This window comes from Pseudomonas sp. TE24901 (genome assembly GCF_054058375.1).
In genome coordinates, this window is the sequence record NZ_JBSSAF010000004.1 from 370,078 (window position 1) to 396,936 (window position 26,859).

Annotated in this window: 33 protein-coding genes; 20 read left to right on the forward strand and 13 right to left on the reverse strand. The window is 59.3% G+C overall.

The features are described from left to right. Positions 1 to 2: 2 nt before the first annotated feature. Both ACVWVP_RS10510 and ACVWVP_RS10515 read left to right on the forward strand, forming a co-directional pair. Positions 3 to 443, forward strand: coding sequence for a phage tail protein (locus tag ACVWVP_RS10510; protein ID WP_457405670.1), 441 nt, complete (start codon positions 3 to 5; stop codon positions 441 to 443). Then, on the forward strand, positions 440 to 1,711 hold the full coding sequence (locus ACVWVP_RS10515) for a phage late control D family protein (protein WP_457405673.1): 1,272 nt from the start codon (positions 440 to 442) through the stop codon (positions 1,709 to 1,711). The genes ACVWVP_RS10510 and ACVWVP_RS10515 overlap by 4 nt, the downstream gene beginning before the upstream one ends. 60 nt (positions 1,712 to 1,771) lie before the next feature. On the opposite strand, the gene ACVWVP_RS10520 is transcribed toward ACVWVP_RS10515, so the two are convergent. From ACVWVP_RS10520 to ACVWVP_RS10535, 4 genes are all read right to left on the reverse strand, one after another. Beyond that, complete coding sequence (locus tag ACVWVP_RS10520) at positions 1,772 to 2,092, reverse strand: hypothetical protein (RefSeq protein WP_457405675.1); 321 nt, start codon at positions 2,090 to 2,092, stop codon at positions 1,772 to 1,774. Then, the gene (locus tag ACVWVP_RS10525; RefSeq protein ID WP_457405678.1) at positions 2,089 to 2,391 is read right to left on the reverse strand and encodes a hypothetical protein; all 303 of its coding nucleotides are present in this window, start codon (positions 2,389 to 2,391) and stop codon (positions 2,089 to 2,091) included. Before ACVWVP_RS10525 ends, ACVWVP_RS10520 begins: the two co-directional genes overlap by 4 nt. 367 nt (positions 2,392 to 2,758) lie before the next feature. After that, the gene (locus tag ACVWVP_RS10530; protein ID WP_065882228.1) at positions 2,759 to 3,283 is read right to left on the reverse strand and encodes a hypothetical protein; all 525 of its coding nucleotides are present in this window, start codon (positions 3,281 to 3,283) and stop codon (positions 2,759 to 2,761) included. Between the two features lie 83 nt (positions 3,284 to 3,366). Further along, entirely contained in the window at positions 3,367 to 3,705 is a 339-nt protein-coding gene (locus ACVWVP_RS10535) for a helix-turn-helix domain-containing protein (protein WP_457405680.1), read from the reverse strand. Between the two features lie 85 nt (positions 3,706 to 3,790). Here ACVWVP_RS10535 and ACVWVP_RS10540 point away from each other — a divergent pair, with 85 nt between their 5' ends. From ACVWVP_RS10540 to ACVWVP_RS10580, 9 genes are all read left to right on the forward strand, one after another. Further along, complete coding sequence (locus tag ACVWVP_RS10540; protein WP_065882224.1) at positions 3,791 to 4,006, forward strand: DNA-binding protein; 216 nt, start codon at positions 3,791 to 3,793, stop codon at positions 4,004 to 4,006. Positions 4,007 to 4,035: 29 nt separating this feature from the next. Then, positions 4,036 to 4,506, forward strand: a complete 471-nt coding sequence (locus ACVWVP_RS10545) for a YmfL family putative regulatory protein (RefSeq protein WP_457405682.1) — start codon at positions 4,036 to 4,038, stop codon at positions 4,504 to 4,506. Next, complete coding sequence (locus tag ACVWVP_RS10550; protein ID WP_178921124.1) at positions 4,506 to 4,799, forward strand: ogr/Delta-like zinc finger family protein; 294 nt, start codon at positions 4,506 to 4,508, stop codon at positions 4,797 to 4,799. Before ACVWVP_RS10545 ends, ACVWVP_RS10550 begins: the two co-directional genes overlap by 1 nt. Next, positions 4,796 to 5,170, forward strand: a complete 375-nt coding sequence (locus ACVWVP_RS10555; protein ID WP_178921126.1) for a hypothetical protein — start codon at positions 4,796 to 4,798, stop codon at positions 5,168 to 5,170. Before ACVWVP_RS10550 ends, ACVWVP_RS10555 begins: the two co-directional genes overlap by 4 nt. A gap of 71 nt (positions 5,171 to 5,241) precedes the next feature. After that, entirely contained in the window at positions 5,242 to 5,487 is a 246-nt protein-coding gene (locus ACVWVP_RS10560; protein ID WP_177036319.1) for a hypothetical protein, read from the forward strand. An 11-nt stretch (positions 5,488 to 5,498) separates the two neighbouring features. Continuing rightward, positions 5,499 to 8,297 carry a toprim domain-containing protein gene (locus ACVWVP_RS10565; RefSeq protein ID WP_457405780.1) on the forward strand — a complete coding sequence of 933 codons (2,799 nt, stop codon included), beginning with the start codon at positions 5,499 to 5,501 and terminating at the stop codon, positions 8,295 to 8,297. Between the two features lie 60 nt (positions 8,298 to 8,357). Then, entirely contained in the window at positions 8,358 to 8,669 is a 312-nt protein-coding gene (locus tag ACVWVP_RS10570; protein ID WP_457405684.1) for a hypothetical protein, read from the forward strand. Positions 8,670 to 8,727: 58 nt separating this feature from the next. Beyond that, positions 8,728 to 8,994 carry a hypothetical protein gene (locus ACVWVP_RS10575; protein ID WP_457405687.1) on the forward strand — a complete coding sequence of 89 codons (267 nt, stop codon included), beginning with the start codon at positions 8,728 to 8,730 and terminating at the stop codon, positions 8,992 to 8,994. A 258-nt stretch (positions 8,995 to 9,252) separates the two neighbouring features. After that, positions 9,253 to 9,528 (forward strand): pyocin activator PrtN family protein, encoded by a 276-nt coding sequence (locus ACVWVP_RS10580; protein WP_457405689.1) that lies wholly within the window; start codon positions 9,253 to 9,255, stop codon positions 9,526 to 9,528. Here the strand turns inward: ACVWVP_RS10580 and ACVWVP_RS10585 are convergent. Continuing rightward, a complete protein-coding gene (locus ACVWVP_RS10585; RefSeq protein WP_457405691.1) occupies positions 9,503 to 10,654 on the reverse strand; it encodes a tyrosine-type recombinase/integrase in 1,152 nt (383 codons plus the stop codon). The two genes, ACVWVP_RS10580 and ACVWVP_RS10585, sit on opposite strands and share 26 nt — an antisense overlap. Before the next feature lie 103 nt (positions 10,655 to 10,757). Here ACVWVP_RS10585 and dusA point away from each other — a divergent pair, with 103 nt between their 5' ends. Then, positions 10,758 to 11,768 (forward strand): tRNA dihydrouridine(20/20a) synthase DusA, encoded by a 1,011-nt coding sequence (gene dusA, locus ACVWVP_RS10590; RefSeq protein ID WP_457405693.1) that lies wholly within the window; start codon positions 10,758 to 10,760, stop codon positions 11,766 to 11,768. 6 nt (positions 11,769 to 11,774) lie between these two features. Here dusA and ACVWVP_RS10595 read toward each other — a convergent pair whose 3' ends face one another. Beyond that, a complete protein-coding gene (locus ACVWVP_RS10595; RefSeq protein ID WP_178921146.1) occupies positions 11,775 to 12,659 on the reverse strand; it encodes a LysR family transcriptional regulator in 885 nt (294 codons plus the stop codon). A gap of 120 nt (positions 12,660 to 12,779) precedes the next feature. Here ACVWVP_RS10595 and ACVWVP_RS10600 point away from each other — a divergent pair, with 120 nt between their 5' ends. The 3 genes from ACVWVP_RS10600 to tal all read left to right on the forward strand — a co-directional run bounded on the left by ACVWVP_RS10600 (position 12,780) and on the right by tal (position 16,703). After that, a complete protein-coding gene (locus ACVWVP_RS10600; protein WP_457405696.1) occupies positions 12,780 to 14,165 on the forward strand; it encodes a M20 family metallopeptidase in 1,386 nt (461 codons plus the stop codon). A gap of 68 nt (positions 14,166 to 14,233) precedes the next feature. Then, on the forward strand, positions 14,234 to 15,514 hold the full coding sequence (locus ACVWVP_RS10605) for an MFS transporter (protein WP_457405698.1): 1,281 nt from the start codon (positions 14,234 to 14,236) through the stop codon (positions 15,512 to 15,514). Positions 15,515 to 15,776: 262 nt separating this feature from the next. Continuing rightward, on the forward strand, positions 15,777 to 16,703 hold the full coding sequence (gene tal, locus ACVWVP_RS10610; RefSeq protein ID WP_178921152.1) for a transaldolase: 927 nt from the start codon (positions 15,777 to 15,779) through the stop codon (positions 16,701 to 16,703). Between the two features lie 109 nt (positions 16,704 to 16,812). On the opposite strand, the gene rssC is transcribed toward tal, so the two are convergent. Continuing rightward, a complete protein-coding gene (gene rssC, locus ACVWVP_RS10615; RefSeq protein ID WP_003172602.1) occupies positions 16,813 to 17,295 on the reverse strand; it encodes an anti-sigma factor antagonist RssC in 483 nt (160 codons plus the stop codon). Continuing rightward, positions 17,295 to 18,476 carry a two-component system response regulator RssB gene (gene rssB, locus ACVWVP_RS10620; protein ID WP_178921154.1) on the reverse strand — a complete coding sequence of 394 codons (1,182 nt, stop codon included), beginning with the start codon at positions 18,474 to 18,476 and terminating at the stop codon, positions 17,295 to 17,297. Before rssB ends, rssC begins: the two co-directional genes overlap by 1 nt. 276 nt (positions 18,477 to 18,752) lie before the next feature. Here rssB and ACVWVP_RS10625 point away from each other — a divergent pair, with 276 nt between their 5' ends. Then, positions 18,753 to 19,049, forward strand: coding sequence for a PilZ domain-containing protein (locus ACVWVP_RS10625; RefSeq protein ID WP_178921156.1), 297 nt, complete (start codon positions 18,753 to 18,755; stop codon positions 19,047 to 19,049). Positions 19,050 to 19,109: 60 nt separating this feature from the next. Here the strand turns inward: ACVWVP_RS10625 and ACVWVP_RS10630 are convergent, their stop codons facing one another. Then, entirely contained in the window at positions 19,110 to 19,799 is a 690-nt protein-coding gene (locus ACVWVP_RS10630) for an MlaA family lipoprotein (RefSeq protein WP_457405701.1), read from the reverse strand. 197 nt (positions 19,800 to 19,996) lie between these two features. On the opposite strand from ACVWVP_RS10630, the gene ACVWVP_RS10635 reads away from it, so the two are divergent. Then, positions 19,997 to 20,605, forward strand: coding sequence for an HAD family phosphatase (locus tag ACVWVP_RS10635; protein ID WP_457405703.1), 609 nt, complete (start codon positions 19,997 to 19,999; stop codon positions 20,603 to 20,605). A 110-nt stretch (positions 20,606 to 20,715) separates the two neighbouring features. Further along, the gene (locus tag ACVWVP_RS10640; protein ID WP_005786202.1) at positions 20,716 to 20,982 is read left to right on the forward strand and encodes a DUF4404 family protein; all 267 of its coding nucleotides are present in this window, start codon (positions 20,716 to 20,718) and stop codon (positions 20,980 to 20,982) included. A 166-nt stretch (positions 20,983 to 21,148) separates the two neighbouring features. Here the strand turns inward: ACVWVP_RS10640 and queF are convergent, their stop codons facing one another. Together queF and copI are read right to left on the reverse strand one after the other, a co-directional pair. Then, positions 21,149 to 21,979, reverse strand: coding sequence for an NADPH-dependent 7-cyano-7-deazaguanine reductase QueF (gene queF / locus ACVWVP_RS10645; protein ID WP_178921161.1), 831 nt, complete (start codon positions 21,977 to 21,979; stop codon positions 21,149 to 21,151). A 69-nt stretch (positions 21,980 to 22,048) separates the two neighbouring features. Then, on the reverse strand, positions 22,049 to 22,570 hold the full coding sequence (gene copI / locus ACVWVP_RS10650) for a copper-resistant cuproprotein CopI (RefSeq protein WP_259173428.1): 522 nt from the start codon (positions 22,568 to 22,570) through the stop codon (positions 22,049 to 22,051). Between the two features lie 156 nt (positions 22,571 to 22,726). Between copI and ACVWVP_RS10655 the strand changes: the two genes are divergently transcribed. After that, positions 22,727 to 23,407, forward strand: coding sequence for a heavy metal response regulator transcription factor (locus ACVWVP_RS10655; protein ID WP_176995357.1), 681 nt, complete (start codon positions 22,727 to 22,729; stop codon positions 23,405 to 23,407). Then, positions 23,404 to 24,750: a heavy metal sensor histidine kinase gene (locus tag ACVWVP_RS10660; RefSeq protein ID WP_457405708.1), complete on the forward strand. Its 1,347-nt coding sequence runs from the start codon at positions 23,404 to 23,406 to the stop codon at positions 24,748 to 24,750. The genes ACVWVP_RS10655 and ACVWVP_RS10660 overlap by 4 nt, the downstream gene beginning before the upstream one ends. Before the next feature lie 116 nt (positions 24,751 to 24,866). On the opposite strand, the gene ACVWVP_RS10665 is transcribed toward ACVWVP_RS10660, so the two are convergent. Further along, positions 24,867 to 26,111 (reverse strand): lipoprotein-releasing ABC transporter permease subunit, encoded by a 1,245-nt coding sequence (locus ACVWVP_RS10665; protein ID WP_176995355.1) that lies wholly within the window; start codon positions 26,109 to 26,111, stop codon positions 24,867 to 24,869. A gap of 58 nt (positions 26,112 to 26,169) precedes the next feature. Continuing rightward, positions 26,170 to 26,853 (reverse strand): lipoprotein-releasing ABC transporter ATP-binding protein LolD, encoded by a 684-nt coding sequence (gene lolD / locus ACVWVP_RS10670; RefSeq protein WP_163000979.1) that lies wholly within the window; start codon positions 26,851 to 26,853, stop codon positions 26,170 to 26,172. Between the last annotated feature and the right edge of the window lie 6 nt (positions 26,854 to 26,859).

The window sequence follows — 26,859 nt, forward strand, 5'->3', positions numbered from 1 at the left end:
CCATGATGATGGCCCTCGGCATGTTCGTGTTCAGCCTCAGCACCGCCGCCTACCAGGAGCTGCAACGCCAAACCGATTGGCGCCATGCCAGCAACAACCGCATCGGCGCGGCGCCCGCGCGGCAGTTCGTGGGCCGTGGCGACGACGCCATCGCCCTCCCCGGCATTATCTTCCCCGAGCTGGCCGGCACCACCCTCAGCCTCGACGCCATACGCCTGATGGCGAACACCGGCAAAGCCTGGCCCATGGTCGAGGGCACCGGCCGGATCTACGGCCTGTGGGTGATCGAAAGCCTGAGCGAGACCAAGACCATCTTCTTCAGCGACGGCACCCCACGGCGCATTGAATTCACCCTGAGCCTCAAGCGCACCGACGACGACCGCATTGACCTGCTCGGTGCCGGTACCCGGCTAGGCGTCAACATCCTGCGAGGCCTGTTGTGATCGAGTCCGTCATATCCAAGGTCACCGGCTACCTGCGCAACACCGCCGAGCGCTATGTACGCGATGCAGCCTACTCGGTGCCAGCGTTCCGCCTCACCGTTGACGGCCTGGACATCGCCCAACTGATCAGCCCGCGACTGATGACCCTGGAGCTGACCGACAACCGCGGCGTAGAGGCCGACCAACTCAGCATCACCCTCAGCGATCACGACGGCCTGCTGACCATCCCGCCCAAGGGCGCGGTGCTGCGGTTGTGGCTGGGCTGGAGCGACACCGGCCTGGTGGACAAAGGCACCTACACCGTCGACGAAACCGAACACAGCGGAGCACCGGACGTGCTCAGCATCCGCGCTCGATCGGCAGACCTGCGCAAGGGTCTGAAAACCAAACGCGAGCGGAGCTGGAGCAACACCACGCTCGGCGACGTCCTGGGCGATATCGCCATTGGCAACGGCCTCACCGCCACCATCGCCGGCGCCCTCGACGGCTTGCCCATCCTGCAGCTCGACCAGGCCAACGAGTCCGACGCCAACCTGATCAGCCGCCTGGGCGAAGAATTCGACGCGGTGGCCAGCGTCAAAGCCGGCTGCCTGCTGTGCCTGCCAGCGGGCGGCGGCAAGACCGCCAGCGGCATGGACCTGCCCCACATCGTCCTCACCCGCGAAGACGGCGACCAACACCGCTACCTGCAAGCCGACCGCGACAGCTACGACGGTGTGAGGGCCTATTACTACGACGTGAACAGCGCCAAGAAGCAGGAAGCCATTGCCGGCGGTGGTGACAACCTCAAAGACCTGCGCCACACCTACAGCGATCAGCAGTCAGCCCTGCGCTCGGCACGGGCGGAGTTTCGGCGCTTACAGCGCGGCAGTGCCACGCTCAGCTACACCCTCGCGATGGGCCGGCCGGATCTGATTCCCGAGCTGACGTACACACTCCAAGGTGTGAAGGCAGAAATTGACGAGATCATTTGGTATGGCGGGAATGTGCAGCACAGCCTGAGCCCGGACGGCGGGTATACGGTGAGCCTGGAGCTGGAAAGCAAGTTGCCGGAGGACAACGTTGAAGACTTGGCAGAAGAGAACAAGGGTGACTACACGGGGATCATCGCGCACTACCGCGACCAGAAAACCGGGAAGGAAAAAACGATTACTGCGGGGGATCAGACCAAACCGAGGCGGCTGAAGTGGTTGTATGCCAGCGAGAAGACGGCCAAACGGGCGGTGGATAGGGAATGGAAAAAAATGCAGGCGGTGGTAGAGGCGTGAGTATTTGACCGCTCCAATAAAAAACCCGGCAATCGCCGGGTTTGAATGAAAATCTGACAGTTATTTGGTCAACAGCTGTAGCACCTGGTCAAATCGGTTGTTCGCAATCCAAGCCAGAATGGCCGTGATAACCACCGCAGCACCCGCAAAATAGGCCAGCCTATTTTTGATGATTTTGACATCACCACGGACTTCATCCAGATCTCTACGGATGTATTCAACGTGGGTTTCAAGTTTCGCTACGCGTGCTTCCATTGGATCTTCTCCCGGAGGTCCCGGTGGGGGGCTGACTCCATTATCGTCTCCACCTCCCTTTCTGTCACCCTCGAAGCGACCAGGGAACCTGTCATTCAGGCTAACCAGCTCAAACGGCTCGCTCATGGCGCCTCCTTTAACGGACCGACTTCAATGACGTCGGGCTCGACAAGAACACCGTCCAATGCAGCAAGAGCATGCAGCCGCATGAACCCGCAGTTTTTGCAATAAAGCATCACAGCAGCTGGACCAGTCATAAGAAAATTGTTTCCAAACGCCCAAGGAACCCTTACACCGGAGGAACCCGTGATATGTGGCAACACCCAATCATCGTGCTCGCAAAACGGGCACTTGGGTTTTGTTATGCGTTCCTTGAAAATCTGAGCCAGACGATCTGTATTAAGACTTTGATAATCGCTAGACACGTGCCCTCCTATGCTCTGGGTCAACCTCAATCAAAACCCCGACGCAGTGCCGGGGTTATAGCTCACTGGTCAGGTGCGTATACAAAAACTTCCAACAATCGCATTACATCAGTTTGTCGCTGGACGTTGATCGCCCTGAACATCGCGAGCAACCTCACTTCCTGGTCGCTCAGGCAGTTCGCGTCTACGACTGACACTTTGCTTTCCGACACACCGCTGTTCTCCATCATGCGAATACTCCTTTCACACGCAACCGGTACCCGGCGCCACCATGGCGCCGTTGAGGTTTCCCGGGGAACAGCTAATCTCCATCACGTTTTTGTGTGTCATCGCACCGGACAGAAAAAAACTATGAGCCTCTGTTACGTCACAATTGCCCTGGACGAGCGCGAACATCAAGTATCTGGTTATTCGCGGGATTGAAGTCGCACTCGTAGATGTGTTTTTGGAAGGCACCGAAACCGTTCTGAAATTCGATTTTATCGCCTATGTAAGTAATGGTGCCTTGCTCTTGGTTTAGCCAACGGAAATGGCTGAACTTCGGCTCAAAGGTTCCATCTGTCCAGCGGGAGGTGTACTTAGCCAGGCGTGCCACAGAATCCTTGCAATACACACCAACCGCGACGGTGTACTTGTCGCCCGCGCATTGAAGGTCTTTGCGACAGGCCGCTTCATCCACCTGCGCTTGTTTCTCTGCCTGTTTATCTTCGGGTTTGTCACTCTTCCCGCCAGAACACATTGAAACGACAACTGCAATGATGATTACAAGAAGGATGCCTCCTCCAATCGCGCTGCCAGTTGATACACCTGGATTCGCCACGCCGCAGTTGGGGCATGTTTTCGCAGATGCGTCCACGGTGTGTTTGCAGGACTTACAAGGCTTCAACGCCATTCCTCTACTCCTTTGAGCTTCCATGAAAAAACCGACCTTCGTGGTCGGTGTGCTACTTCCTACTGCCTTGCTTAAAGATCGACTCAGCCGTTGTTCTTTATACCTGCGGCAGCCGCAAACGCTGACGCCATTCTCAGAAGCACCTGGCGGTCGTCATCGTTGACTTGCTCGTAGACCTCCAGAAATCGTGCTGCCTCGATACTGAGGCTGTCGGCCATCTGTGGCTTACGCTCTCCAGTAACGACGTACAAGATATCCACACCAAGTTCTGACACAGCTGCAAGGTACGTAGCGTCCGGGCTCCCTACTCCTTTTTCGTAATTTATCTGGGTGGTTTTGCCGACTCCACCTACAGCACCTAAATCAGTCTGACTGAGCTTCAGGCGCGCTCTCTCTTCCTTCAGCCGAATGCTGATGGTCATATTTTTTGAACCTCAAGCATTGACAGGTTCAAATACCTGAACCAATATCATCACACCATTACGCGAAATCACACGAATCCGAACTATGCACGCCACCTATGCACCCGAGCAAGCATGCCAGGCCGCTAGAACTCGTCTGGAAATGAAGGGCATGTCCGTCAAGGACTTTGCCATTCAGTACGGCCTTCATCCCTCAACCGTCTACGCAGTACTGAACGGGCAGAAAAAGTGTCTGCGCGGTGAAGCTCATCGCGCCGCCGTGTTACTCGGCATCAAGAAAGACGGCGTGATCACAAACTAGGGCCTCTGGCTCCAAGGGGAAACCAGAAGATGAAACGCCCAGTTCTAGACAGCAGAAAGAGCGTTGTGATGGCCGTCATCGGCGCCTACCCAGGTGGCCGGGAATACGCCTCGGCAGACCTCGGCATGCCGCTGAAGAAGTTCGACAACCAGGCCTACGAGAACGCCGGCAGCCGCCCGCTCACCGACGTGCATATTCACCGTCTGGAGCAAGTCGCCGGCACAACGTTCCTGGCCGATTACATCGCCTCACTGTACGGCGGCATGTTCGTTCCGTTGAGCCTTCCGGAGAACCTGGACAACGTGGAGTTGTATAGCCGCTCACTCAAGGCATCGGCTAAACGGGGCAAGGTCGACCAGATCATGTCTGCCGCCTTGGACGATGGCGTCATCGAAAAGAAGGAAGCCGACGCAATCATCTCCGCACTGATCACCTACATGTCCGCTCGCTACGCCGAAGTGTTCGCGACCATCCAGCTCTACAGCCAGGGAGCTGTCTAGTGAGTACCTACAAACTGGTTTGCCCCCACTGCCAAGGCCGTATGCGCATCCGCACCAGCGAAGGCCAACACATTTTCCTGCGTATCACTTACATGCAATGCACCAACGAAGCTTGCGGCTGGTCGGTGCGCGCTGAATTTCAAATGACCCACGAACTGAGCCCCAGCGGCATGCCCAACCCCGCTGTAAAGCTGCCGATTGCGGACGTGGTCATTCGTCGCCAGGCAATGAAAACCGCCAATGATCAACCTGATCTGTTGGACCAAATGGAAATGGAGGGTGCAACTGTATGAACGCCATCGCCTTGACCACAAACCCCACCAGCGACTACCGCGCCGCTATGCAACAAGCGGCGGTGGCCTACCTCTATCGCCATCGCTGCCAGCACCTGGCCGGTGACACGCAGTTGCTTGAGAACTGCGCCCGCTATCTGACGCTGTCGCTTGAAGTCCCTCAGCACCTGGTGCAACGCATCGCTGAACTGGCCGTTGCCGAGTTCGAAAGCATGACCTGCAAGCGCGTTGCATGGCTTGGCGTTCACCCCAATAGCAGTCCGTTTCGACCGGTCATCTGGCTGCTCGACAACTGCACCCAACAGCGACACCCCGTTTCAGCGCGCTTGCTTCCCACGCGCCTGCTGCTGACTCGCAACCTCCCGCACTAACCCGAAACCAATCCCTGATGTATGCCCGCACCGCGTGGGTAGGGGAAATTTGCAACTTACTGGTGGCCGAAATGAGCAAAATCACCATAAAACTTGAGCTGGACGAGCAGCAGGCGCAGCACTACCTGTTGTGGTTGACCAGCCAGTACGAAGTCACCATGGCTGATATTTGGTACTCCGATCGCTACCGGAATGTACCGAACGGCCAGCGCGGGCCAAAAGTGCTTGCCGACTACCCGCACCTGGCAGGTATTGGTAAGACGCGCCACGAACTGAAGAAGCAGCTCGTTGTGCCGACTGCGGAGCGTCCGCAGTGATACGTAAGCCTATGGAAGACAAGATCCGGGCTGATGTACTTCAGCGTCTGGAGTCCGATTACGGCCTTCAGCACATGACCGGCACGCATTACATGCGCAAGGGCACCTGCCCCCAGTGCAATCAGAAACGCCTGTTCTCGCGTCACGATGAGCCGTGGTTCATACGCTGTGGCCGTGAGGAAAAGTGCCGGTACATGGCTCCCACAAAAGAGCTGTACCCGGACCTATTCGACGACTGGAGCAAGCGCGCACCGGCTACCAGTGACCAGCCAGCCGCCAGTGCCCAGGCTTACCTGGCGTTCGCCCGGGGTTTCCGTGTGGAGCTGATTGAGGGCTGGTACACCCAGGAAAGCTACTTCGATCGCGACCTGAATATCGGCTCTGCAACCGTGCGGTTTCCACTTGAGCATGGCGGGTACTGGGAGCGCCTGATTGATCAGCCTTCCCGCTTCGGCAAGAAGAAGGCCCGGTTCCAACCGCTCCAGAGCTACAGAGGGCATTGGTGGTGCCCACCGTGTCTGGACCTGTTGGAAGTAAACGAACTGTGGATCGTTGAAGGCATCTTCGACGCGATTGCGCTCATTCAAAACGGTATCTCGGCTGTCGCCGCTCTGTCATCAAACGCCTTTCCAGAAGAATCGCTGAAGGCGCTCATCACCGCTCGCGGCGGTAAAACTCCCAAGTTGGTTTGGGCCTTGGACAACGAGCCAGGCGCTCACAAATACACCCGCACCTGGGTGAAACGTGCCCGCGAACTCGGCTTTACCTGCGACGCCGCTCAGGTCACGCAGCCGGATGCACGCAAGGTTGACTGGAACGATCTGCATCAACGCTGGGCATTTATCGATGACGAGAAGGCCCGTGCGGAACGAATCGAAAAAGACCTGAAGGAAGCCCGCCATCAAGGCGCCCTGCTGATAGCAGACAGTGCCAGCGACAAGGCGTTGCTCATGTACCAGTGGCGTGAGCGTGAGGAGTTTCACTTCTGTTTCGACTCCCGCCTGTACTGGTGGAAGTTGGACCTTGCGAAATACAACAGCGCCAAGCAGGCGCTGGAGAAAAGCGAAGACCAGGAAGCCCAGATGCTGAACGAAAAGCAGCTGCGGGAGAAGGCCCTGAACGTGGCCGGCTGCGTCGTCGAAATCGCCAACTGCTACCCCAAAGCCCTCTATTTCCAGCGCAACGAGATTACCGACGAGTCCTGGTACTTCTTCCGCGTCGACTTCCCCCACGACGGTGGGTCAGTGAAAAACACCTTCACCGGGGGCCAGGTCGCCGTCGCCAGCGAATTCAAAAAAAGACTTCTCGGCATGGGCGCCGGGGCCGTGTTCACCGGCAGTGGACAACAGTTGGACAAACTCATGAAAGACCAGCTTTTCGGCATCAAGACCGTTCAGACCATCGACTACGTGGGCTACAGCAAGGAATACCACTGCTACGTGTTCAACGACGTAGCCGTCCGCGAAGGCCAGGTCATCCACATCAATGAAGAGGAGTTTTTTGAGATGGGCAAGCTGAAGCTCAAGACCCTGCAAAAGGGTGTGAAGATCGATCTGGAGAAGGACGGTAAAAACTACGACCAACAGTGGCCGGGCCTTTTGTGGCAGTGCTTTGGCGCGCAGGGGATCGTCGCGCTGACGTTCTGGTTTGGCTCACTGTTCGCCGAACAAATCCGCAGCCGCTACCAGTCGTTTCCGTTCCTTGAAGCAACGGGCGAAGCCGGCGCCGGTAAAACCACCTTGCTCACCCTGCTCTGGAAACTGGCAGGCCGGGACGGATACGAAGGGTTCGACCCGTCCAAGTCCACCAAGGCCGGCCGCAGCCGTCTGATGGGCCAGGTATCCGGCATGCCCATTGTGCTGCTGGAGTCGGACCGCAGCGGCGACGACAAGGCCCACGCCAAGACCTTCGAATGGGACGAACTCAAGGACTACTACGGCGGCGGCACGCTCGCGACCAAGGGCGTCAAAACCGCCGGCAACGAGACCTACGAACCGCCGTTTCGCGGCACGATTGCCATCAGCCAGAACGCCCCTGTGGTGGCGTCTGAAGCAATCATGACCCGGATTGTGAAACTGCACTTTGTGCGCCCGAACGTTACGCCTGAGAGCCGAGCGGCGGCAGATCGGCTCAATGCCCTGGAAGGCTCGAAGCTCAGCAACTTTGTATTGCAGGCGGTTCGCAAAGAACTGGAAGTGATGGAGCTGTTCGCCCAGCGCATCCCTGGCTACGAGGCGAAGTTGCGCAACCTGCATTCGCATTGCTTTGCCTGCGAGACACCGTTTCAGGACGAGCAAGCCGATTGTCAGCACTGCGGCAACAAGCTGCGCGGGTACATCCGAGTGGAGCGGATCAACAAGAACCACGCCCAACTGCTCGCCCTGCTCGACTGCCTGCGCATGGTGGTGCCACTCACCGAACCGCAGATCAGCCACACCCGCACGCAGATCATCCGTATGGCGATTGAGCGTCAGTCCTCGATCAGCTCCGACCACCCGGTGGTGGCTGAATTTTGGGAAGTCTACGAGTACCTGGAAGGCCTCGACGCTGACGGTCCCGTGGTCAACCACAGTAAGAAAGACAACGTCATAGCCATCAACCTCAACGACTTTGTGAAGTGCGCGGCCGAGCATCGCCAGAAGATTGCCGACGTCAGCGAGCTGCGCGAGCGCTTGAAAGACTCACGTTCGCGCAAGTTGATCGACACCAATAAAGCAACGGATAGCGCGGTACGGGCTCACCAGGCCAAGAACAGCAACGCCGTCATCACCAAGCAGCCGATCGTGAAGTGCTGGCACTTCAACGCCTGACGAATTCGACAGCCAACCCCTTCAGGCGCTGCAACGCCTGCCACCCAAAGGAGAAGCACCATGCACTTACAAGTCATCACTGGTGACGGCCGCGAGGGGGAAACCAACCGCCTTCGGCACGTGAAAGAGCTGAAAGACTGGTTTAACGAGTCCGGGAAAATCGTTCACGCCGAAGCCTATGACCCTGCCGGTCTGATCGCGATTCTTGAAGTTCTAGCGGTCAGCGATAAAGAGATTCTGGTGCTGGAGTGCAGCCGGGATCAGATCCAGGCAGTGCTGGAATGGCAGTCGGCAACGGATGAAGTCGTTGAGTTCGAAAACCTGCTGCTGCACCTGGTGCGAAAGCAAAACCCAACCGGCGAAAGCCAATAAGAAGGTGGTGCCGAGGGGCTGCAACCCCTCGACACCGACCACCCAAAGGAGAAGCACCATGCAAGTGAATCAACCCAAAGGCGGCACCGCAGAGGCTACCACAACACCGCTCGCTGTCGGCGACGAGGTCAGCTACGTGGCAATGAGCGGTGGTGACCGTGAATACCACCTCAGTGCTCTTACTGGCGTGATTGAAGAGATCGATGGAGGCGTTGCCACAGTACGCACCGCGAACGGCGGCACTGTCACCAAACCACTCCACAAGCTGACGCCGGACGGCCAACCCAATGCACTGACACGCATGCTTATGGGGGTTAACGTATGACCGTATTCCTTCTGCTCTATCTGTGCGCGGATGCAACCCGTACGGACTGTCAGGTGGTCAGGGCCGATAGTTGGGAAGGCTCTGACGCCTACGAGCAATGCACCTCAGTTGTGCCAGGCCTGACTGAGGCTCTTACTCCGCCCAATCAAGGCCGGCATCGATTCGTTTGCGAGATTCAAGGCGACCGGGCAAAACCCGCAGAACACAAGGTGCCACCCGCGTTCATTCATCAATCGTTTCGGATGTAAGGGGACCGCCATGAATACAGCCTTCATCCTTATGGCCCAATACGACGGCCAGGCGATTATTCCCCTGGAGCTGGTGTGCCGGGACTACTTCACGCACCTGACGCCAGAGATGTTCCAACGCAAGGTGATGAGCGGTCAGATCAAGCTACCCATCACCCGCCTGGAACCGAGCCAGAAGTCGGCCAAAGGTATCCACCTCACCGACCTCGCTGCCTACCTCGATTTGCAGCGCGCCGCCGCTGTGAAGGAACACAACCAGCTCAACGGGATAAAACACGCCGTTTGAGCCACTTCTCTGATGCGGCGCCCAGTTGGACGGGCGCCCTCAGTATCTTTCCGTGCCATTCCCAGCCCACATAACGGTCACCCTTGCCACGCAGGTGGGTGTAGCGCCGCATTGAATTCCAATCCCGGTGGCCCGACACACTTGCCACGCGTGGAATGTCCCAGTCCATTTCAAACAGGCGACTGACGCCTTCATGCCGAAGGTCGTGGAAGTGCAGGTCCACAATTTCCAGGAACTTGCAGGCTTTGGCCCAGGACGTGGAGATCGATTCAGGGCTGTAGGGGAAGATGTCTTCGCCGGCCTTCGGCATGGTCTGGAGGATCTGCCAAGCCTCGTCCGGCAGGTAGCACCACACGTCGTTGCCGATCTTCTGCCCGGGGTTCTTCATGTCACGCACCAGCACACGCTGGCCAGGCTCGTCGACGTCAGCCCAGCGGATGCGGGTTATTTCATCCAGCCGGCGCGTGGAGAACAGGGCAAAGCCCACGACCTTGAGCATATTGATGACCGTTGGGCGCCGCGCCTGCATGGCCTGATAGTGCGTGAGAACCTTGTCCAGCTCGTCCAAAGTCGGCCGGCGGTCACGCTCGCGGCTTTTCAGGTTGTAGCCCAACTTACGCAGCACCCGGCGGGCGCCGCCCATGGCGAGCGGATCTACCTGATAGCCCCAGGCGTCTTTGGCGATCGCCAGAACGGCGCCGAGATGCGCCAGGTCGTTGCCGGCGGTTTGCGGCTGGACGCCCCCGCCCTCACGGCTCATCCGAAACAGGGCAAAGTCGACCAGGCATTGGGTGGTGATGTCGGTATCGCTCAGTTGGCCGATGTCCATCTTGCCGATGGCTTCAAGCGTGGCCTTCTTGGTTTTGCCCAGCGGCCGGGCCTTTCCTACTTCCAACAGGTACTGGTCGATCATGTCTTTGACGGTGACGCCCTTCCGACTGGCCCGCTCGATCGCGCCAGGCTGGTCCAGCTCCGATTCACGCTTGCGCGTCCACGCCTGGGCGGCCTGTTTCCGGGCGAAGGTCTGGCTCTCTTGGTAGACTTGCACTCCGTCGCGTTTGATGCGGATTTGAGCCGTGTAGCTCACAGTCCCATCCGCCAGTTTTCTTGCCCTGATGGTCGCCATATCGAAAGTGGTACGTGTCAGTTTTGATGTGGTACATCGTACCACCGAGCTTCCAAAAACACCTGAAAACGCCCTAAAACTCGCCTAGAACACGTTGAGTAAAATGCTAGATAAACAGAGCTTTAGCCCAGCAGAATCAAGCACCGCACTGTCTCGGCGCTTTAGCGTTGCACCTATGATGGATTGGACGGACCGCCATTGCCGGTTCTTCCTGCGCCTGCTCTCCAAACACGCCCTGCTCTACACCGAGATGGTCACCACCGGCGCTATCCTCCACGGCGACCACGACCGCTTCCTGCGCCACAACGAAGCCGAGCACCCGCTTGCACTTCAGTTGGGCGGCAGCGTCCCCGCCGACCTGGCCGCCTGCGCTCGCATGGCTGAAGCCGCCGGTTACGACGAAGTGAACCTGAACGTCGGCTGCCCCAGCGACCGGGTGCAGAACAACATGATCGGCGCAATCCTGATGGCGCACCCTGCCCTGGTGGCCGATTGTGTGAAGGCGATGCGCGACGCAGTGTCGATTCCGGTGACGGTGAAGCACCGTATCGGGATCAATGGGCGTGACAGTTATGCCGAGCTGTGTGATTTTGTCGGGACGGTGAGGGATGCGGGGTGCACCAGTTTTACGGTGCATGCGCGGATTGCGATCCTGGAGGGGTTGTCGCCGAAGGAGAACCGTGACATTCCGCCGTTGCGCTATGACGTGGCGGCGCAGTTGAAGCGGGATTTCCCGGCGCTGGAGTTCATTCTCAACGGTGGGATCAAGACGTTGGAGCAGTGCCATGAGCATTTGCAGACGTTTGATGGGGTGATGCTGGGCCGGGAGGCTTATCACAATCCGTATTTGCTGGCGGAAGTGGATCAGCAGTTGTTTGGCAGTGCGGCGCCGGTGATCAGCCGAGCTGAGGCGTTGGTGCAGTTGCGGCCTTATATTGCCGAGCATTTGGCGAGCGGTGGCTCGATGCACCATGTCACTCGGCATATTTTGGGATTGGGGACTGGGTTTCCGGGAGCGCGTAAGTTCAGGCAGTTGTTGTCGGTGGATATTCATAAGGCGAGTGATCCGCTGGCGCTGCTGGATCAGGCCGGGGCGTTGCTGGAAGGACGGTAACCGATCTCAGCCGACGGTCTCAAGGCAGTCAATCAAGGTCTCGATAAACCGCTGCAACGAGGGTGGCAGTGTGCGTTTGGGCATGGTCAGGACTTGAACGGAGCGGTCGGCAAATCGAGGGTTTGTCAGCGGGATCGACACCAGCTCATCGCTGCCATTCACTCGCTGGCTGATTGCGCCGCCCAAGGCGACGGTGTCGGTGTGGCGCACAAACTCGTGGATGGCTCCGGAGTAGTTGCAGGTCATCACGTGGTTGAAGGCCAGTCCCTCCATTTCGCAGACCAGGTCGAATAGCTGCCGTTGGGTCGTGCCTTTGGGGGTGAGCGCCAAGGGGAACGGCGCGAGCGCGCGCAGGGGCAATTGCTTGTGCGTCGCCAGCGGATGGCCGGCGCGCATGATCGCGCGTATCGCCGAGCGGCCTGAATAGAGGATCTCGACACCATCGGTCGGCTCTGTGCTGAACGTCAACCCGACGTCGGCATCACCACGCTTCACTTTCTCTGCGCATTCGAACGGCGACATCACCTCCAACACGTACTGGAAATCCGGGTGTTGCCGGTAATGCTGGATCAGCACGTTCGGCAGAAAATAGCGCGATAGCCCTTCTGTCGAGACCAGGCGAATCACGCGCGCGCCGGGGTAATCTCCACCGCGCAACTCCGACAGCAGCGCTTGTTCCTCCAACGAGGCGCGCCTGGCGTGGTGGGCCAGCGCGCTGCCCGCCGCCGTCGGTTCCATGCCCCGTGGCCGACGCTCGAACAAGGGCACACCGATACTCTCTTCCAACAGAGCGATCTGGCGGCTGACCGCGCTGGGGGCGATATGCAGGCGCTCACCCGCCGCCGCCAGCGAACCTGAATCAAACACGGCCAGAAAATAACGATAATCCATGGGTTTCCCGCGCATAAAGGCATCTATTAATTAGAAGCCAGTCTTCAAAAAACAGCAATATACAGTGCGATGGGCGACTTCTATATTGGCCTGAATCACTCAGCCCTTATCGGAACGCTCATGTCCAAGCAACACGCCCTCGACAGTGTTCGCCACGCCTTCACTGACGGTCATTTCGAAGCCGACTTGCGTCGCCGGGTCGCTATTCGCAGTGAAAGCCAGGCCCCCGGCCAAGCGCCGGAATTGACACGGTACCTGCAAGAGGAAATACAACCGGCGCTGGAGCGAATGGGTTTTGAATGCCAGGCCCTTGAGAACCCGAAGGGCGCGGGCCCACTGCTGTTTGCTTCGCGTCATGAAGGCGCGGACTTGCCAACGGTGCTGACCTATGGGCATGGCGATGTGGTGCTCGGTTATGCCGAGCAATGGCGTGAAGGCCTTAACCCGTGGGCGCTGACCGTGGAAGGCGACCGTTGGTATGGCCGCGGTACCGCCGACAACAAAGGCCAGCACAGCATTAACCTGACGGCATTGGAGGCGGTGATCAACGCCCGCGAGGGGCGGCTGGGGTTTAACGTCAAGGTGCTGTTCGAGACCGGTGAAGAGTGTGGCTCGCCCGGGTTGCGCGAGGCCTGCACGGAGCATCGCCAACTGCTGCAAGCCGATGTATTCATCGCCTCGGACGGCCCGCGCCTGAGTGACAACCGCCCGACGATTTTTCTCGGCTCTCGCGGCTCGGCGCTGTTTTCCCTTGAGGTGCAGGCACGCGACAAGGGCTTGCACTCTGGCAACTGGGGCGGCGTGATGTCCAACCCGGCCGTGGTGCTGGCCAACGCACTGGCCAGCCTGGTGAATCAGGACGGCCGTATTCTGTGCCGGGGGCTGGTGCCCTCCTCCATACCCGACGCAGTGCGCGAAGCCATCCACGACTTGGGCATTGATCAACATTCCCTCGGCCGACCTCTGGATGTTGACTGGGGTGAGCCTGGCCTCACCTTGGGTGAACGGCTCTTTGGCTGGAATACCCTGGAAGTTCTCGCGTTCACGGCGGGCAATCCGGCCAAGCCGGTGAATGCCATTCCACCGTCGGCGATTGCGCATTGCCAATTGCGCTTTGTGGTCGGTACAGACTGGAAGAACCTGGAGCACCTGCTGCGCCAGCACTTGGATGCTGAGGGCTTTCACGGCGTCAACATCGTCGTTGATCGCTGCACGCCCAGCACTCGGTTAGACCCTGACAATCCCTGGGTGCGCTTCGCAAAAAAGGTCATCAGCGACACCACACCGAGGCCGATCGCCGTACTGCCGAACCTTGCCGGTACGCTGCCCAACGACATTTTCGCTGATGTATTGGGGTTGCCGACCTTGTGGATTCCACATTCCTACCCCGGCTGTTCGCAACATGCGCCGGATGAACACCTGCTGGGTTCGGTGGTGCTGGAAGGCCTGCAAATCATGACCGCACTGTTCTGGGAACTGGGCGATAGGGCGCAAGCCCGCGCATAAAAAACAGGGCCCTGATCCACCTTTTATCCCTGCCGCTCACACACTTACAAAAACCAGGAGCGTCGAACATGACAGCGCTGTCGTCCACACCCGCCATCGAACAAGCACAGCCCCTATGGAAACCGGTCGGTGCCGCCTTGATCGGCAACACCCTTGAATGGTTTGACTTGTCGGTCTACGCCTACTTTGCGTTAACCATCAGCAAGGTATTCTTCCCCGCAACGGACCCGGCAGTGTCGCTGTTTCTGGCGTTCGCAACGTTCGGCATTTCGTTTCTGATTCGCCCGCTGGGTGCTGCGGTACTGGGCTCCTATGCCGACCGGCAAGGTCGTAAGAAAGCCTTGAGCCTGTCCATATTGCTGATGCTGATCGGCACGGCGATGATCGCGGTGATGCCCAGCTATGCCGCTATCGGGGTCATCGCCCCCCTCGGAATCCTGTTTGCGCGCCTGCTGCAAGGGTTCTCCGCCGGCGGCGAGTTCGGTAGCTCAACCGCGTTCATGATGGAACACGCGCCGCAAAAGACGCGTAACTTTGTCGCGAGCCTGCAATTTGCCAGTCAAGGCTTTGGCGTGGTGATCGCCTCGTTGTTCGGCTACTTCCTGACGACCAATCTGGATGATCATCAGATGCTCGAATGGGGTTGGCGGGTGCCGTTTTTCTTCGGTTTGATTCTGGGCCCGGTGGGTCTTTATATCCGCCGTACGGTGGATGAGTCGCCTGATTTCAAGGAAAGCGAGCCGGGTTCACAGCCGCTAAGGGAGGTGTTTGTTTCGCAGAAGACATTGCTGCTGGTCGCGATGGGCGTGCTGATCGTGTCGACGGCGTCCAACTTCATGATGAAGTACATGCCGTCCTATGCGTCAACCACGTTGAACATTCCACAGTCGTCGGGCTTTCTGGCGACGCTGACCGGCGGCCTGATCCTGACCCTGGTGACACCCGTTGTCGGTTTCATCGCCGGGTTCGTCAGCCGTATCAAGATCATGCTCTGGGCTTCGATCATCTACATCCTGAGTATTTTCCCGGCCTTCGTCTGGCTGAACAAAGTGCCGAGTGCAACGTCGTTATTGCTCGTCGTCTCGATGATGGCGCTGATCAAGGCCGTGTACTTTGCACCGCTGGCCTCACTCATGGCCGATGTGTTCCCGATCCGTACCCGGGTGACGGGCATGTCGTTGAGCTACAACCTGTCAGTGACGATCTTTGGGGGCTTTGCGCCAGTGATTGCCACGGGGCTGATCGCGCTGACCGGGTCGCAGTTGGCGCCGAGTTTTTATCTGATCCTGGCGGCGGCACTTAGCATCAGTGCCTTGCTGGTTGCCAAGCAGAAGTTGAAGCTGTCGTAACTCAACCCCCTATGACGGCAGGATTGCGGTGACAGTGAAGGCGCTATCGCTGGCAAGCCAGCGCCTACAGGGGGGCGGGTTGTCTGGAGGGCATTTGGGTTGAACCTGCTGGCCGATTTGGCCTCCTATTGAGCAGGTAGGCCGGTGTTTCAAACGGCTGTTTTCAGGATGTTGCCCTCGCAAACGATCGAACGCATTTGCGCCCTTGAGCGCCTGTCGGCGCTCGGGTAATGTCATCAGACCCATAGGACAGAGCACGCCCATGACTTCCAAGCTGGAACAACTCAAGCAATTCACGACTGTCGTAGCCGATACCGGCGATTTTTCCACCCTCGCCAAACTCAAGCCTCAAGACGCCACCACCAACCCTTCCCTGCTGCTCAAGGCCGCGTCGATTTCGGCGTATGCGCCGTTGTTGGATGAGGCTGTAAAGGACTGCAACGGTGACGTGGGCCTGGCCAGCGACCGTTTTGCGGTAGCTGTGGGTCAGGAGATCCTGAAGGTAGTACCGGGTCGCATTTCCACTGAGGTGGATGCCCGCCTGTCGTTCGACGAAGCGGCCATTCTCAAGCGTGCGCACCGTCTGATCGACTTGTACGAAAAGGCCGGCGTTGGCCGTGACCGCGTGCTGATCAAGATCGCGTCCACCTGGGAAGGCATCCGCGCTGCAGAGAAGCTGGAAAAAGAAGGCATCCAGACCAACCTGACCCTGCTGTTCTCCTTCGCCCAGGCCGTGGCGTGTGCTGAAGCAGGCGTGTTCCTGATTTCGCCGTTCGTGGGCCGTATCTACGACTGGTACAAGAAAGCCAACGGCAACGACTATACCGGCGCGGATGATCCGGGCGTGCAGTCGGTGACGCGCATCTACAACTACTACAAGGCCAATGGCTACAAGACCGTGGTGATGGGGGCAAGCTTCCGCAACCTGAGCCAGATCGAAGAGCTGGCCGGGTGTGATCGCCTGACCATCAGCCCGGACCTGCTGGAGAAGTTGGCTGCCGACGAAGGCAAGCTGGAGCGCAAGCTGTCGCCAGGCCATGCCGGTGAAGCGCGGGTGCATTTGACTGAAGCGCAGTTCCGTTGGGAATCCAACGAGGATGCGATGGCGACCGAGAAGCTGGCGGAGGGGATTCGTCAGTTTGCTCGGGACCAGGAGAAGCTGGAGGCATTGCTGACTGCCAAGTTGTAAAAGGCGGCGGTTGCAAAAAGGGCGGCACCTTTGCGGGTGCCGCCCTTTTTTGTCTTTCACCGACCTGAAGTCGAACTCAGTACATTTGGAATGTATTCCAACAGTAAAATCAGTGGCGCTCGAGGGCGTTGACGAGGTCGTGGAAGGCTTCGCGGTTGGACTCGTTGAGGCCCATCAGGATCTTGTGCGCTTCCAGCACCTTGACCCGCACCACTTCCTCGGACTGGTCCTGGGATGGCAGGTCGGTCAGGCATTCCGGGCAAGGGATCGGGCGGTCAACGATGTTGAACACCTGGTCGAAGCCCATGGACTGCAGCAGACGGGTGATGTCTTCGTGGGTGGTGACGACCGTAGGCAACAGGCCGACCTTCTGCCGAGACAGAATGGACAACTTGGCCAACAGCCCAAGGGTGGTGCTATCGATGCTGCGGGTTTCGGTCAGATCGATCACGATCGCCGAGAAATTCAGCGCTGTGAAGATCCGCTCAATCGTCGCATCCAGCGCCGAACACAAGGTCAGGCGCACTTCACCGACAAACTTCAGGACGAAGGTCCCGTCTTGCTCGGCGAATTGGATTCTTCCGGTACTCATCAAAGATTCCTGCTCAACACCAATAGGGCGATATCATCCGGCATCTCCCCTAGCGTGGCCAATCCAAACACTTGCCGCAGGCCATCCAGGCTGCCGCCCGCCGACTTGACCTTTTGAGGCAAGGCGGCTTCTTTCTCCTTGAGTGTAGGCTCTGGAAGCAGGTCCAGGATACCGTCGGACATCAGCGTGAGGCTGAAGGTCGGCGGCAGCTCCAGGATGTGGTCTTCGTAGGTGGCTTCATTGAACAAGCCCACCGGCAGGCCACGCCCTTCCAGGTAACGCACACTGTCAGGAGTGTATAAAACAGGCATCGGCAGGTGACCGCCAATACTGTAGGTCAAAAGACCGGTTTCTTCATCGATCACGCCGCCGACCATCGTCACGTGCTTGCCCAGCTTGCAGCTGATCAGGCCTCGGTTGATGTGGCCCAGCACCTCGGAGGGGGTGAACTCCGGCAAGGTGCCATTGCGCTTGGATTCGAACAGCAGCCGTGTGGTCATGAACTTCAACAACACGGTCACAAAAGCAGAGGAAGCTCCGTGGCCGGACACGTCGGCCAGGTAGAACGCGACACGCCGCTCATCGACGCGGAAGTAGTCGACAAAATCACCCGACAGGTACAACGACGGGATGATCTGGTGAGCAAACTGGAAGTCGTCGATGGTCCAGGGGCTGACCGGCAGCATGTTCATCTGCACCTGGCGACCGGCGTTCTGGTCTTCCTGGAGCAGGTTCAGGCTGGCTTCGAGTTCGCGGTTGGCGGTTTCGAGCTTTTCGCGGTAACGCTGGTTTTCCAGCAGCAGGCGTGCACGGTCCAGCGCACGACGCACCGAGTGCTCCAGCACAGCCAGGTCTTCGAGAGGCTTGATCAGGTAATCGGCCGCGCCCAGACGCAAGGCCTCGACGGCATCGTTCATCACCCCGGCACCGGACACAACGATCACGGGCGTCTGTGGGGCAAGGTCGGTCACCTGGCGAATCAGCTCGAGGCCGCCCATCTGGGGCATGCGCAGGTCGCAGATCACAAGGTCGGGCTTGTCGCGCTCGAACACCTGGAGACCCTGTTGGCCGTTACCGGCCTGCAGGACGCTGAAGCCACTGTCTTCCAAATAGGCCGCGAGGCTCGCGCGCACTACTTCGTCGTCATCGATTATCAGCAGCGTGGCACTGGTTTTTTGCATGTGGGCAAACGGCGCCAGAATTAGGTTGGCGTAGGTGGCTCGACAATGGCCGGGCTCACGTACTGGATTCGCTTTCTAGCCACTCTGTCCTACAAAGCACGGGCTTTTGGCCCACGCACAACAGTAAAGCAGAGGTGCCCTTCTAAGGCGCAGACGGTACTCCCATCCGCCAGGGGTTTCAAGCTCATGCCGATGGTCGCCGAGCGTCTTTACACCGCAAATCACCGGGAGTTATAAGAACAGCAACAACCACAACACAAAGTAAGGATGGAACCTGTGAGCGAACACGAGCGCGACTACGCCGAAAAACGCGATTTCATCCGCATGCGAGTGGATGCCGATGTGTCACTGATCCACGCCGGGCAGGAGATTGCCGGGGTTTGCGTGGACCTTTCCAGCTCCGGCATGCAGGTGCAGGCTCCTCGCCAGTTCCAGGTGGGTGACAGGCTCACCGTGCGTATCGACTCGGTGCACGCCGCTCTCAGGGGCCTGGAGGCCGATACCGAAGTGGTCTGGACCAAGGCCAGCGGTGAAGACCAGCACCTGGGCCTGAAGATCCTGAAGATGCACTAAAAAGCCGCACACAAAAAAGGCGACCACTGGGTCGCCTTTTTCATTTCAAAACATCACGACTTAAAAGTCGTCGACCACCTTGCCGTCCTTGACCTTGAACTCACGGTTCTGCAGGTAAGCGTTACGGATGAAGGTGTACTTGTCGCCGGTGATCAGCTTCTCGCTGTCGAGCAGGCTGGCACGGGTATCGACAATGTTCAGGCCGAAGGTGCTGTTACGCCAGCCGATGTCGTTCATGTAGCGGTACGGTTGGGTGTAGCTGTCGACGTATTTGGACGGTGCGTCACGCAGGGTGCTTGGGCCCAGCAGTGGCAGCATCACGTAAGGACCGCTGCCGACGCCCCAGTAGCCGAGGGTTTGGCCGAAGTCTTCGTCGTTGCGGTGCAGGCCCATTTTGGTGCCCACATCAATGAAACCCAGCACGCCAAAGGTGGTGTTCACCAGCAAACGAGCCGTGTCGACGCCCGCCGCGTGAGGCTTGAGCTGCAATACGTCGTTGGCAAAGTTGCCGACATCGCCGATGTTGCGGAAGAAGTTATGGATGCCAGTCTGCACGAATTGCGGGGTGACGAACTGGTAACCCTGGGCCAATGGCTTGAGCGCGTAGGTATCAACGGTGTCGTTGAAGGTGAAGATCGGGCGGTTGAAGCTTTCCCATGGGTCGTCTTCCGACGCGGCCTGGGCGGCAAATGGGGCCAATAGAACAGTGGCACACACAGATAGCTGAGCGATGTAGTGGCTCCAGCGCATAGCTTTGGCTCCTTGAATAGTCTGTCATGGGCGCTATGCCCTGAATAAGACCGTCAGTATATGACGGAAGTGTCAAATTAGGCAGTCGGTAGGAATTGTCTTAATGATAAATGCACAAAATCCCTACAATTACTCATAAGTGTCATCCCCTTGTCATCCGATCCCGATAGCGTCACAGCTATTTCAGGGATCTCGAAATGCCTCACGCCGAAATTGCCGTCACCAGCGCTCCCTCATTGACTGCCGTGCTATTTGGCCTGAGTGGCTGCTTGGTGGATTTCGGTTCCCAGGCGCGCACCGACGCCCCCGCCCCCGATTCCCAAGCCACGCCCGGTGCCCTGGCCATCCTGCGTAGCCTCAAGGAGCAAGGCATCCCCTGTGCCTGGCTGGACGAGCTACCCGCCACAGTCACCACCCCACTGGCTGCCACACTGCCCAAGTGGATTAAAGCCACTTCCCCCTCCGCTATCCGCTGGCCTGCGCCAAACGCCTGCTGGCAAGCCTTGATGGAACTGAATATCGAGCGCCTGGAAGGCTGTGTCCTGGTCAGCGGCGAGCCACGCTTGCTGCAAGCCGGCCTGAATGCCGGCTTGTGGACCATCGGCCTGGCGTCCTGCGGCTCCTTGTGCGGCCTGGCGCCCGAGCAATGGCAGGCACTCACCGAGCAACAACGCGAGCACAAGCGCGGCAAGGCCACCGTGGCGCTGTACGGCCTGGGGGTTCATTCGGTGATCGATCACCTGGGTGAACTGGGCACCTGCCTGGCCGATATCAGCCTGCGCCAGCTCAAAGGCGAGAAGCCCTGACACGGATCATGCACGCTCGGCGCCAGTGGATTAATCTACAGGTCAGCCCGTAGACCTTTCTCGGCGTGCCGTGGTCTATGCCAGTGCCTATCGATAAAAGGAAACACGTCATGCCTGATCGCAAAAAACTGGAAGAACAGGTCGAAATCCTGCGCGGGCAGTTGGAACAGGAACCGCCGCTGTCGGAAGAAAAACGTGAAGCGCTGGAAGCCTTGATTGCCAAGTTTGAATTGCAGCTTGAACTCGAGCCGGCGACTCAAACGCCCAGCATCTCCGACGATGTGAACCAAGCCGCCATAGAATTCGACGCTGAGCACCCGGTCATTTCCGGGACGTTGCGCAATATCATGATCACCTTGGGCAATATCGGCATCTGATCCCGATCAAACTCAACCGCAGACCTCAATGTGAGGGCTGGCCTTTGTGGGAGCTGGCTTGCCTGCGATAGCATCACCTCAGCGCAACTGAAAAAACGAGGTGTCTGCATCGCAGGCAAGCCAGCTCCCACACAAGCCAGCCCCCACAGTCAGTTTGGGGTGATGTTTATTGGCGAGCCAGGCGCACGTTCTGGAACGCCACATCCTCAGTGCTGCGGTACGGGTTGATATCCAACCCACCCCGGCGCACATACCGCGCATACACCGTCAACTTCTCCGGCTTCAGCAGGCGCTGCAGGTCGAGGAAGATCCGCTCCACACACTGCTCATGGAAGTCCGAGTGCTGGCGAAAGCTCACGATGTACTCGAGCAGGCTGGCGTGATCCAGTGCCGAACCACGGTACTCCACCACCACACTCCCCCAATCCGGCTGGCTGGTGACCGGGCAGTTGGATTTGAGCAGGTGGCTGTGCACGCTCTCCTCTACAACACGCGAATCATCGCAGCGCAGCAGTTCCGGGCGCGGATGTTCATAGCTGCTGACGTTGATATCCAGGTCGTCGATGCACACGCCCGGCAAGGCCATCACGCCTTCAGCCTCGATCTCGGCCAGTGTGCGAATACGCACGGTCACGGGCTTGCCGGCGGCTGCGCTGAGGTCAGTGCGCAGGGTGGCTTCCAGGCTCGCCGTGTCGGCGAATGCGGTCTGGTTCAGCGAGTTGAGGTACAGCTTGAAGGACTTGGACTCGATGATGTTCGGCGAGTCGGCCGGTATGCTGAACTCGCCGATGGCCACCACCGGCTTGCCCGACGGCAGCAGCCAGGACAGTTCGAAGCAGTTCCAGAAATCCACACCCTTGTAAGGCAGGGTCTCGGCGCTCAGGCCCAGCTCGGCCCATTTGGCGGCGCGAGGGATCGGAAACAGCAATGACGGGGTGTAGGTGGAGATGTATTCACTGGACTTGCCCAGCGGCGAATGTTCGGCTGCGGGATGCATGGCGGAAACCTGGCTAAATAAACCGCGCCAGTCTACCAGCCTTTGCCCCCGCGCCTAAGCGCCGCCGGATCAATCGACGTTGAGCTTGCCCACCATGCCCGCCTGGTAGTGCCCCGGGAGGTTGCAGGCAAACTCCAGGCCCGTGGCCTTGGTGAACGTCCAGGTCAGCTCGGCGGTTTTACCGGGCTCCACCAGCACGCTGTTGGGGTCATCATGCTTCATGCCGCCCATCTCACCGTGGCCCATGGCGCTGTGGTCCATTTTGCCCATGCCGGTGGCGGTGAGCATGCCGCTGGCCTGCATCTGCAGCATTTCCTTCTGGTGCTCGGCATGCATCGCCGCGTCGCCCAGGTTGAATTCGTGAAGCAACTGGCCTTTGTTGACCAGCACAAAGCGCACTGTTTCGCCGGCTTTTACGTCCAGGGACTTGGGCGAAAAGGAAATATCCTGCAGCGTCACTTCCACAGTGCGCGTGGCTTTATCGGCCGTTGCCGGCTGGCCAAACGAATACGTGTGGGCAGCGTCGGCAATCGCATCAACACTCAACGCCAACAGGCAACCCGCCAACAACAGGGGTGTACGCAACGCCATCGCTCTTCTCCAAAAATGTATGACTGGCCAGGGGAGCACTCTAAGATTGCGCCGCTGCCAGCCAGCTGACTGCTAGATTACAACTTTGTAAGGTTGCGCTCCTGCCCCGCCACCCACGGTATAAAGCCCGTCGTCACCCGTTGCCAAGAGTTGCCCATGAAACTGCTGATCGTCGAAGACCAACCCAAGACCGGCCATTACCTGCGCCAGGGCCTGGCCGAGGCTGGCTTTACCACCGAACTGGTGGCCGACGGCATCACGGGCCAGCACCTGGCGCTGACCGGCGACTTTGACCTGCTGATCCTCGACGTGATGCTGCCCGGCCGCGACGGCTGGCAAATTCTCCAGGCCGTGCGCAGTGCCGGCCTGGATATCCCGGTGCTGTTTCTCACCGCCCGCGACGCCGTGGAAGACCGCGTCCATGGCCTGGAACTGGGCGCCGACGACTACCTGGTCAAACCCTTTGCCTTTTCCGAACTGCTCGCTCGGGTGCGCAGCCTGTTGCGCCGTGGCAGCAGCACGCCCCAGGAAACCGCACTGCAACTGGCTGACCTGCGCCTGGACCTGATCCGCCGCCGCGTGGAGCGCGACGGCCAACGCATCGACCTCACCGCCAAGGAATTTTCCCTGCTGGAACTGCTGTTGCGACGCCAGGGCGAGGTGCTGCCCAAATCGCTGATTGCCTCCCAGGTGTGGGACATGAACTTCGACAGCGACACCAACATCATCGAGGTTGCGATCCGCCGCCTGCGCCTGAAAGTCGATGACCACTATCCCAACAAACTGATCCATACGGTGCGCGGCATGGGCTATGTGCTGGAGGAGCGCCTCAATTGATCAAGCGCCTGTCCCTGGCAAGCCGCCTGGCGCTGCTGTTTGCCGGCTGCACCGCCGTGGTGTCGTTGTTGGCAGGCGTGTTGTTCAACCACGCCAGCGAGGCGCACTTTATCGAGCTGGACCAACAATTGCTCGACAGCAAGCTGGTAGCGTTGCGCAGCACGTTGCAAGGGGTCGACTCCGCCGCGTCTTTCGCCGAGCGAGAAGCGCAGTTGCGCACCGAACTCAACCGCCAACCAGACCTTGCCCTGCGCATCACTGCGGCCGGGAAACGCTGGTTCGACGGCGCGCCGGATGTCGCCCTGCCGACGGCGCCCGGCCTGCATAGCCTGCAAAATGCCGGCACCGACTATCGCGTCTACAACGCGCCATTGATCGCCGGCCAAGCCAACTCGCCGCAACTCACCCTGATGCTCGACATCACCCACCACCAGCATTTCCTGCAACGCATGCAGCACCTGATCTGGCTCACCGTCGGCCTCTCGGCCCTGGCCACTGCACTGCTCGGCGCCTGGGCGGCGCGCAGTGGGCTGCGGCCCTTGCGGCGCATGGGCGAAGTGGCCGCCAGCGTGTCGGCCCATTCGCTGACTCAGCGCCTGCCGCAGCAGCAAATGCCCGCGGAACTGGCCGAATTGGCCCAAACCTTCAACGCCATGCTCGGCCGCCTGGACGATGCGTTCCAGCGCCTCTCGGCGTTCTCAGCCGACATCGCCCACGAACTGCGCACGCCGTTGTCGAACCTGCTGACCCAGACCCAGGTCATCCTCACCCAGCCACGCCCACTGGAGGAATACCGCGAAGCGCTGCACAGCAACCTCGAAGAGCTGCAATGGATGGCGCAGTTGGTCAATGACATGTTGTACCTGGCCAAGGCGGATCACGGCTTGCTGGTGCCCAAGTGCGAAACCTTGGCGCTGGAGGATGAGGTCGATGCGCTGCTGGAGTTCTTCGCGCTGCTGGCGGAAGACGGGCACGTCAGCCTGGTACGCGAGGGCACTGCCCATACCACGGGCGATCGCGGGATGTTGCGCCGGGCATTGTCGAATCTGCTGGATAACGCGTTGCGGTTTACCCCGCCGGGCGGCGAAGTACGCGTGCGCTTGGAGGATGGGGTGAGGCTATCGGTGGAGAACACCGGGGAAGGCATTCCAGCGGAACTGCTGCCGAGGTTGTTTGATCGGTTCTACCGGGCGGACCCGGCGCGCCGTGAAGGCAGCAGTGAGCATGCAGGATTGGGGTTGGCGATTACCCAATCGATCGTGCGGGCCCATGGGGGGAGGATTTTTTGTGAGTCTGGGGTGGGGTGGACACGGTTTGTGATTGAGCTGCCCAAGATAGATTGATGCAATCCGTGACGGCCTCTTCGCGAGCAAGCCCGCTCCCACATTTTGACTGCATTCCAAAAAATGGACTCGGTCGAATGTGGGAGCGGGCTTGCTCGCGAAAGCTGTCTTAAATACTACGAATATCTCAGCGCATGCGCCGGCTCAATCTTCGCCGCCCGATACGCCGGGTACAACGTCGCCAGAAAGCTCAACACAAACCCGGCCGTGCAGATCAGCACCACATCCCCACCCTGCAGCTCCGAAGGCAGGTTGCTGACAAAGTACACGTCCGAACTGAAGATATGCTGGCCGGTCACCCGCTCCATCCAGCCCACCAATTCACTCACGTTCAACGCTGCAATCACGCCCAGCACGCCGCCGATGAGGGTGCCGACGATACCGATCACCGTACCCTGCACCATGAAGATCGCCATGATCTGCCGGGGCGTGGCGCCAATGGTGCGTAGGATCGCGATGTCTGCGCCCTTGTCGTTCACTACCATGATCAGGGTGGCGATGATGTTGAACGCGGCCACGGCCACGATCATCAGCAACAGCAGGCCGATCATGGTCTTTTCCATTTTCATTGCGCTGAACAGGCTGCCCTGGGTGTGGGTCCAGTCATCCGGCTTATAGGCTGCGCCCAGGCTGGCAGCGATGTCCGCCGAAACCTTGGGGGCTGCGTACAAATCTTTTACCGCCAGACGCACGCTTTGCACCTGGTTGGGCTGCCAATGCTGGATCTCGGCGGCATCGGCCATGTTGATCAGCGCCATGGAACCGTCCAGTTCAGCGCCGACCTTGAAGATACCGACCACGTTCAAACGCTGCATGCGCGGGGTGATGCCGCCCGGGGCAGTGCTGATTTCCGGCACGATCAGGGTGAGCTTGTCGCCCACATTCAAGCGGAAACGGCGCGCGGTGATGTCGCCAATGACCACGCCGAACTCACCGGCCTTGAGGTCTTGCAGGCTGCCTCGCACGATGTGTTGGGCCACGATCGACACCTTGCCTTCCTGGTCCGGGTCGACGCCGCTGATCTCGATCGGCTGCATCGCGCCTTTGTAGGAGAACATGCCATCCATCTGCGTGAACGGCACGGCAGCGGTCACTTCCGGGTTCTTCATGGCGGCAGCAGCCACCGGCTGCCAGTCGTCGATGGGGTTCACGCCAACGATGGTGGCGTGGGGCACCATGCCGAGGATGCGTGAGCTCATTTCACGCTGGAAGCCGTTCATCACCGACAGCACCACGATCATTGCCAGCACGCCCAGGGCGAGGCCGATCATCGAGGTCATCGAGATAAACGAGACAAAACGGTTGCGGCGCTTGGCGCGGGTATAGCGCGTGCCGATGAAAATCGATAACGGTCTGAACATTCGCGGGCACCGTTGGAAAAATAGAAAACCCGGTGCCTGGCACCGGGCTTGAAACAGGTCAGATGGCGACCAGATGACCTTCCTGCAGGTGCAATACACGGTCCATCTGGCGGGCCATGCTCATGTCATGGGTCACCACCAGGAACGCAGTGCGCATCTGGGTGCTCAGCTCCAGCATCAAATCCTTGATGCCCTGGGCAGTGTGGGAGTCGAGGTTGCCGGTAGGCTCGTCGAGCATCACCAGGCCCGGGTTGTTCACCAGGGCGCGGGCAATCGCCACACGTTGGCGCTCGCCACCCGACAGTTCAGCCGGTTTGTGCTCCAGGCGGTGGCCCAAACCGACGCGCTCCAGCAGCGCCTTGGCGCGCTGGCGGGCTTCCGGGATCGCGGTCTTGCCGATCAGCAGCGGCATGCACACGTTTTCCAGGGCGGTGAACTCCGGCAGCAGGTGGTGGAACTGGTACACAAAACCGAGGGAACGGTTGCGCAACTGGCCACGGGCCTTTTCGCCCAAGGCCGACAGTTCTTCACCCGCCAGCCATACGCTGCCCTTGGACGGCGTATCAAGGCCGCCCAACAGGTTCAGCAAGGTACTTTTGCCGGAACCGGAACTGCCGACGATCGCCACGCGCTCGCCCGGGTGCAACTCCAGTTGCAGATCTGACAACACCACCACCGATTCAGGGCCTTCCTCGTAGGATTTGCCCAGGTTGCGGCAGCTCAGGATTGCTTTTTCACTCATGCCCGA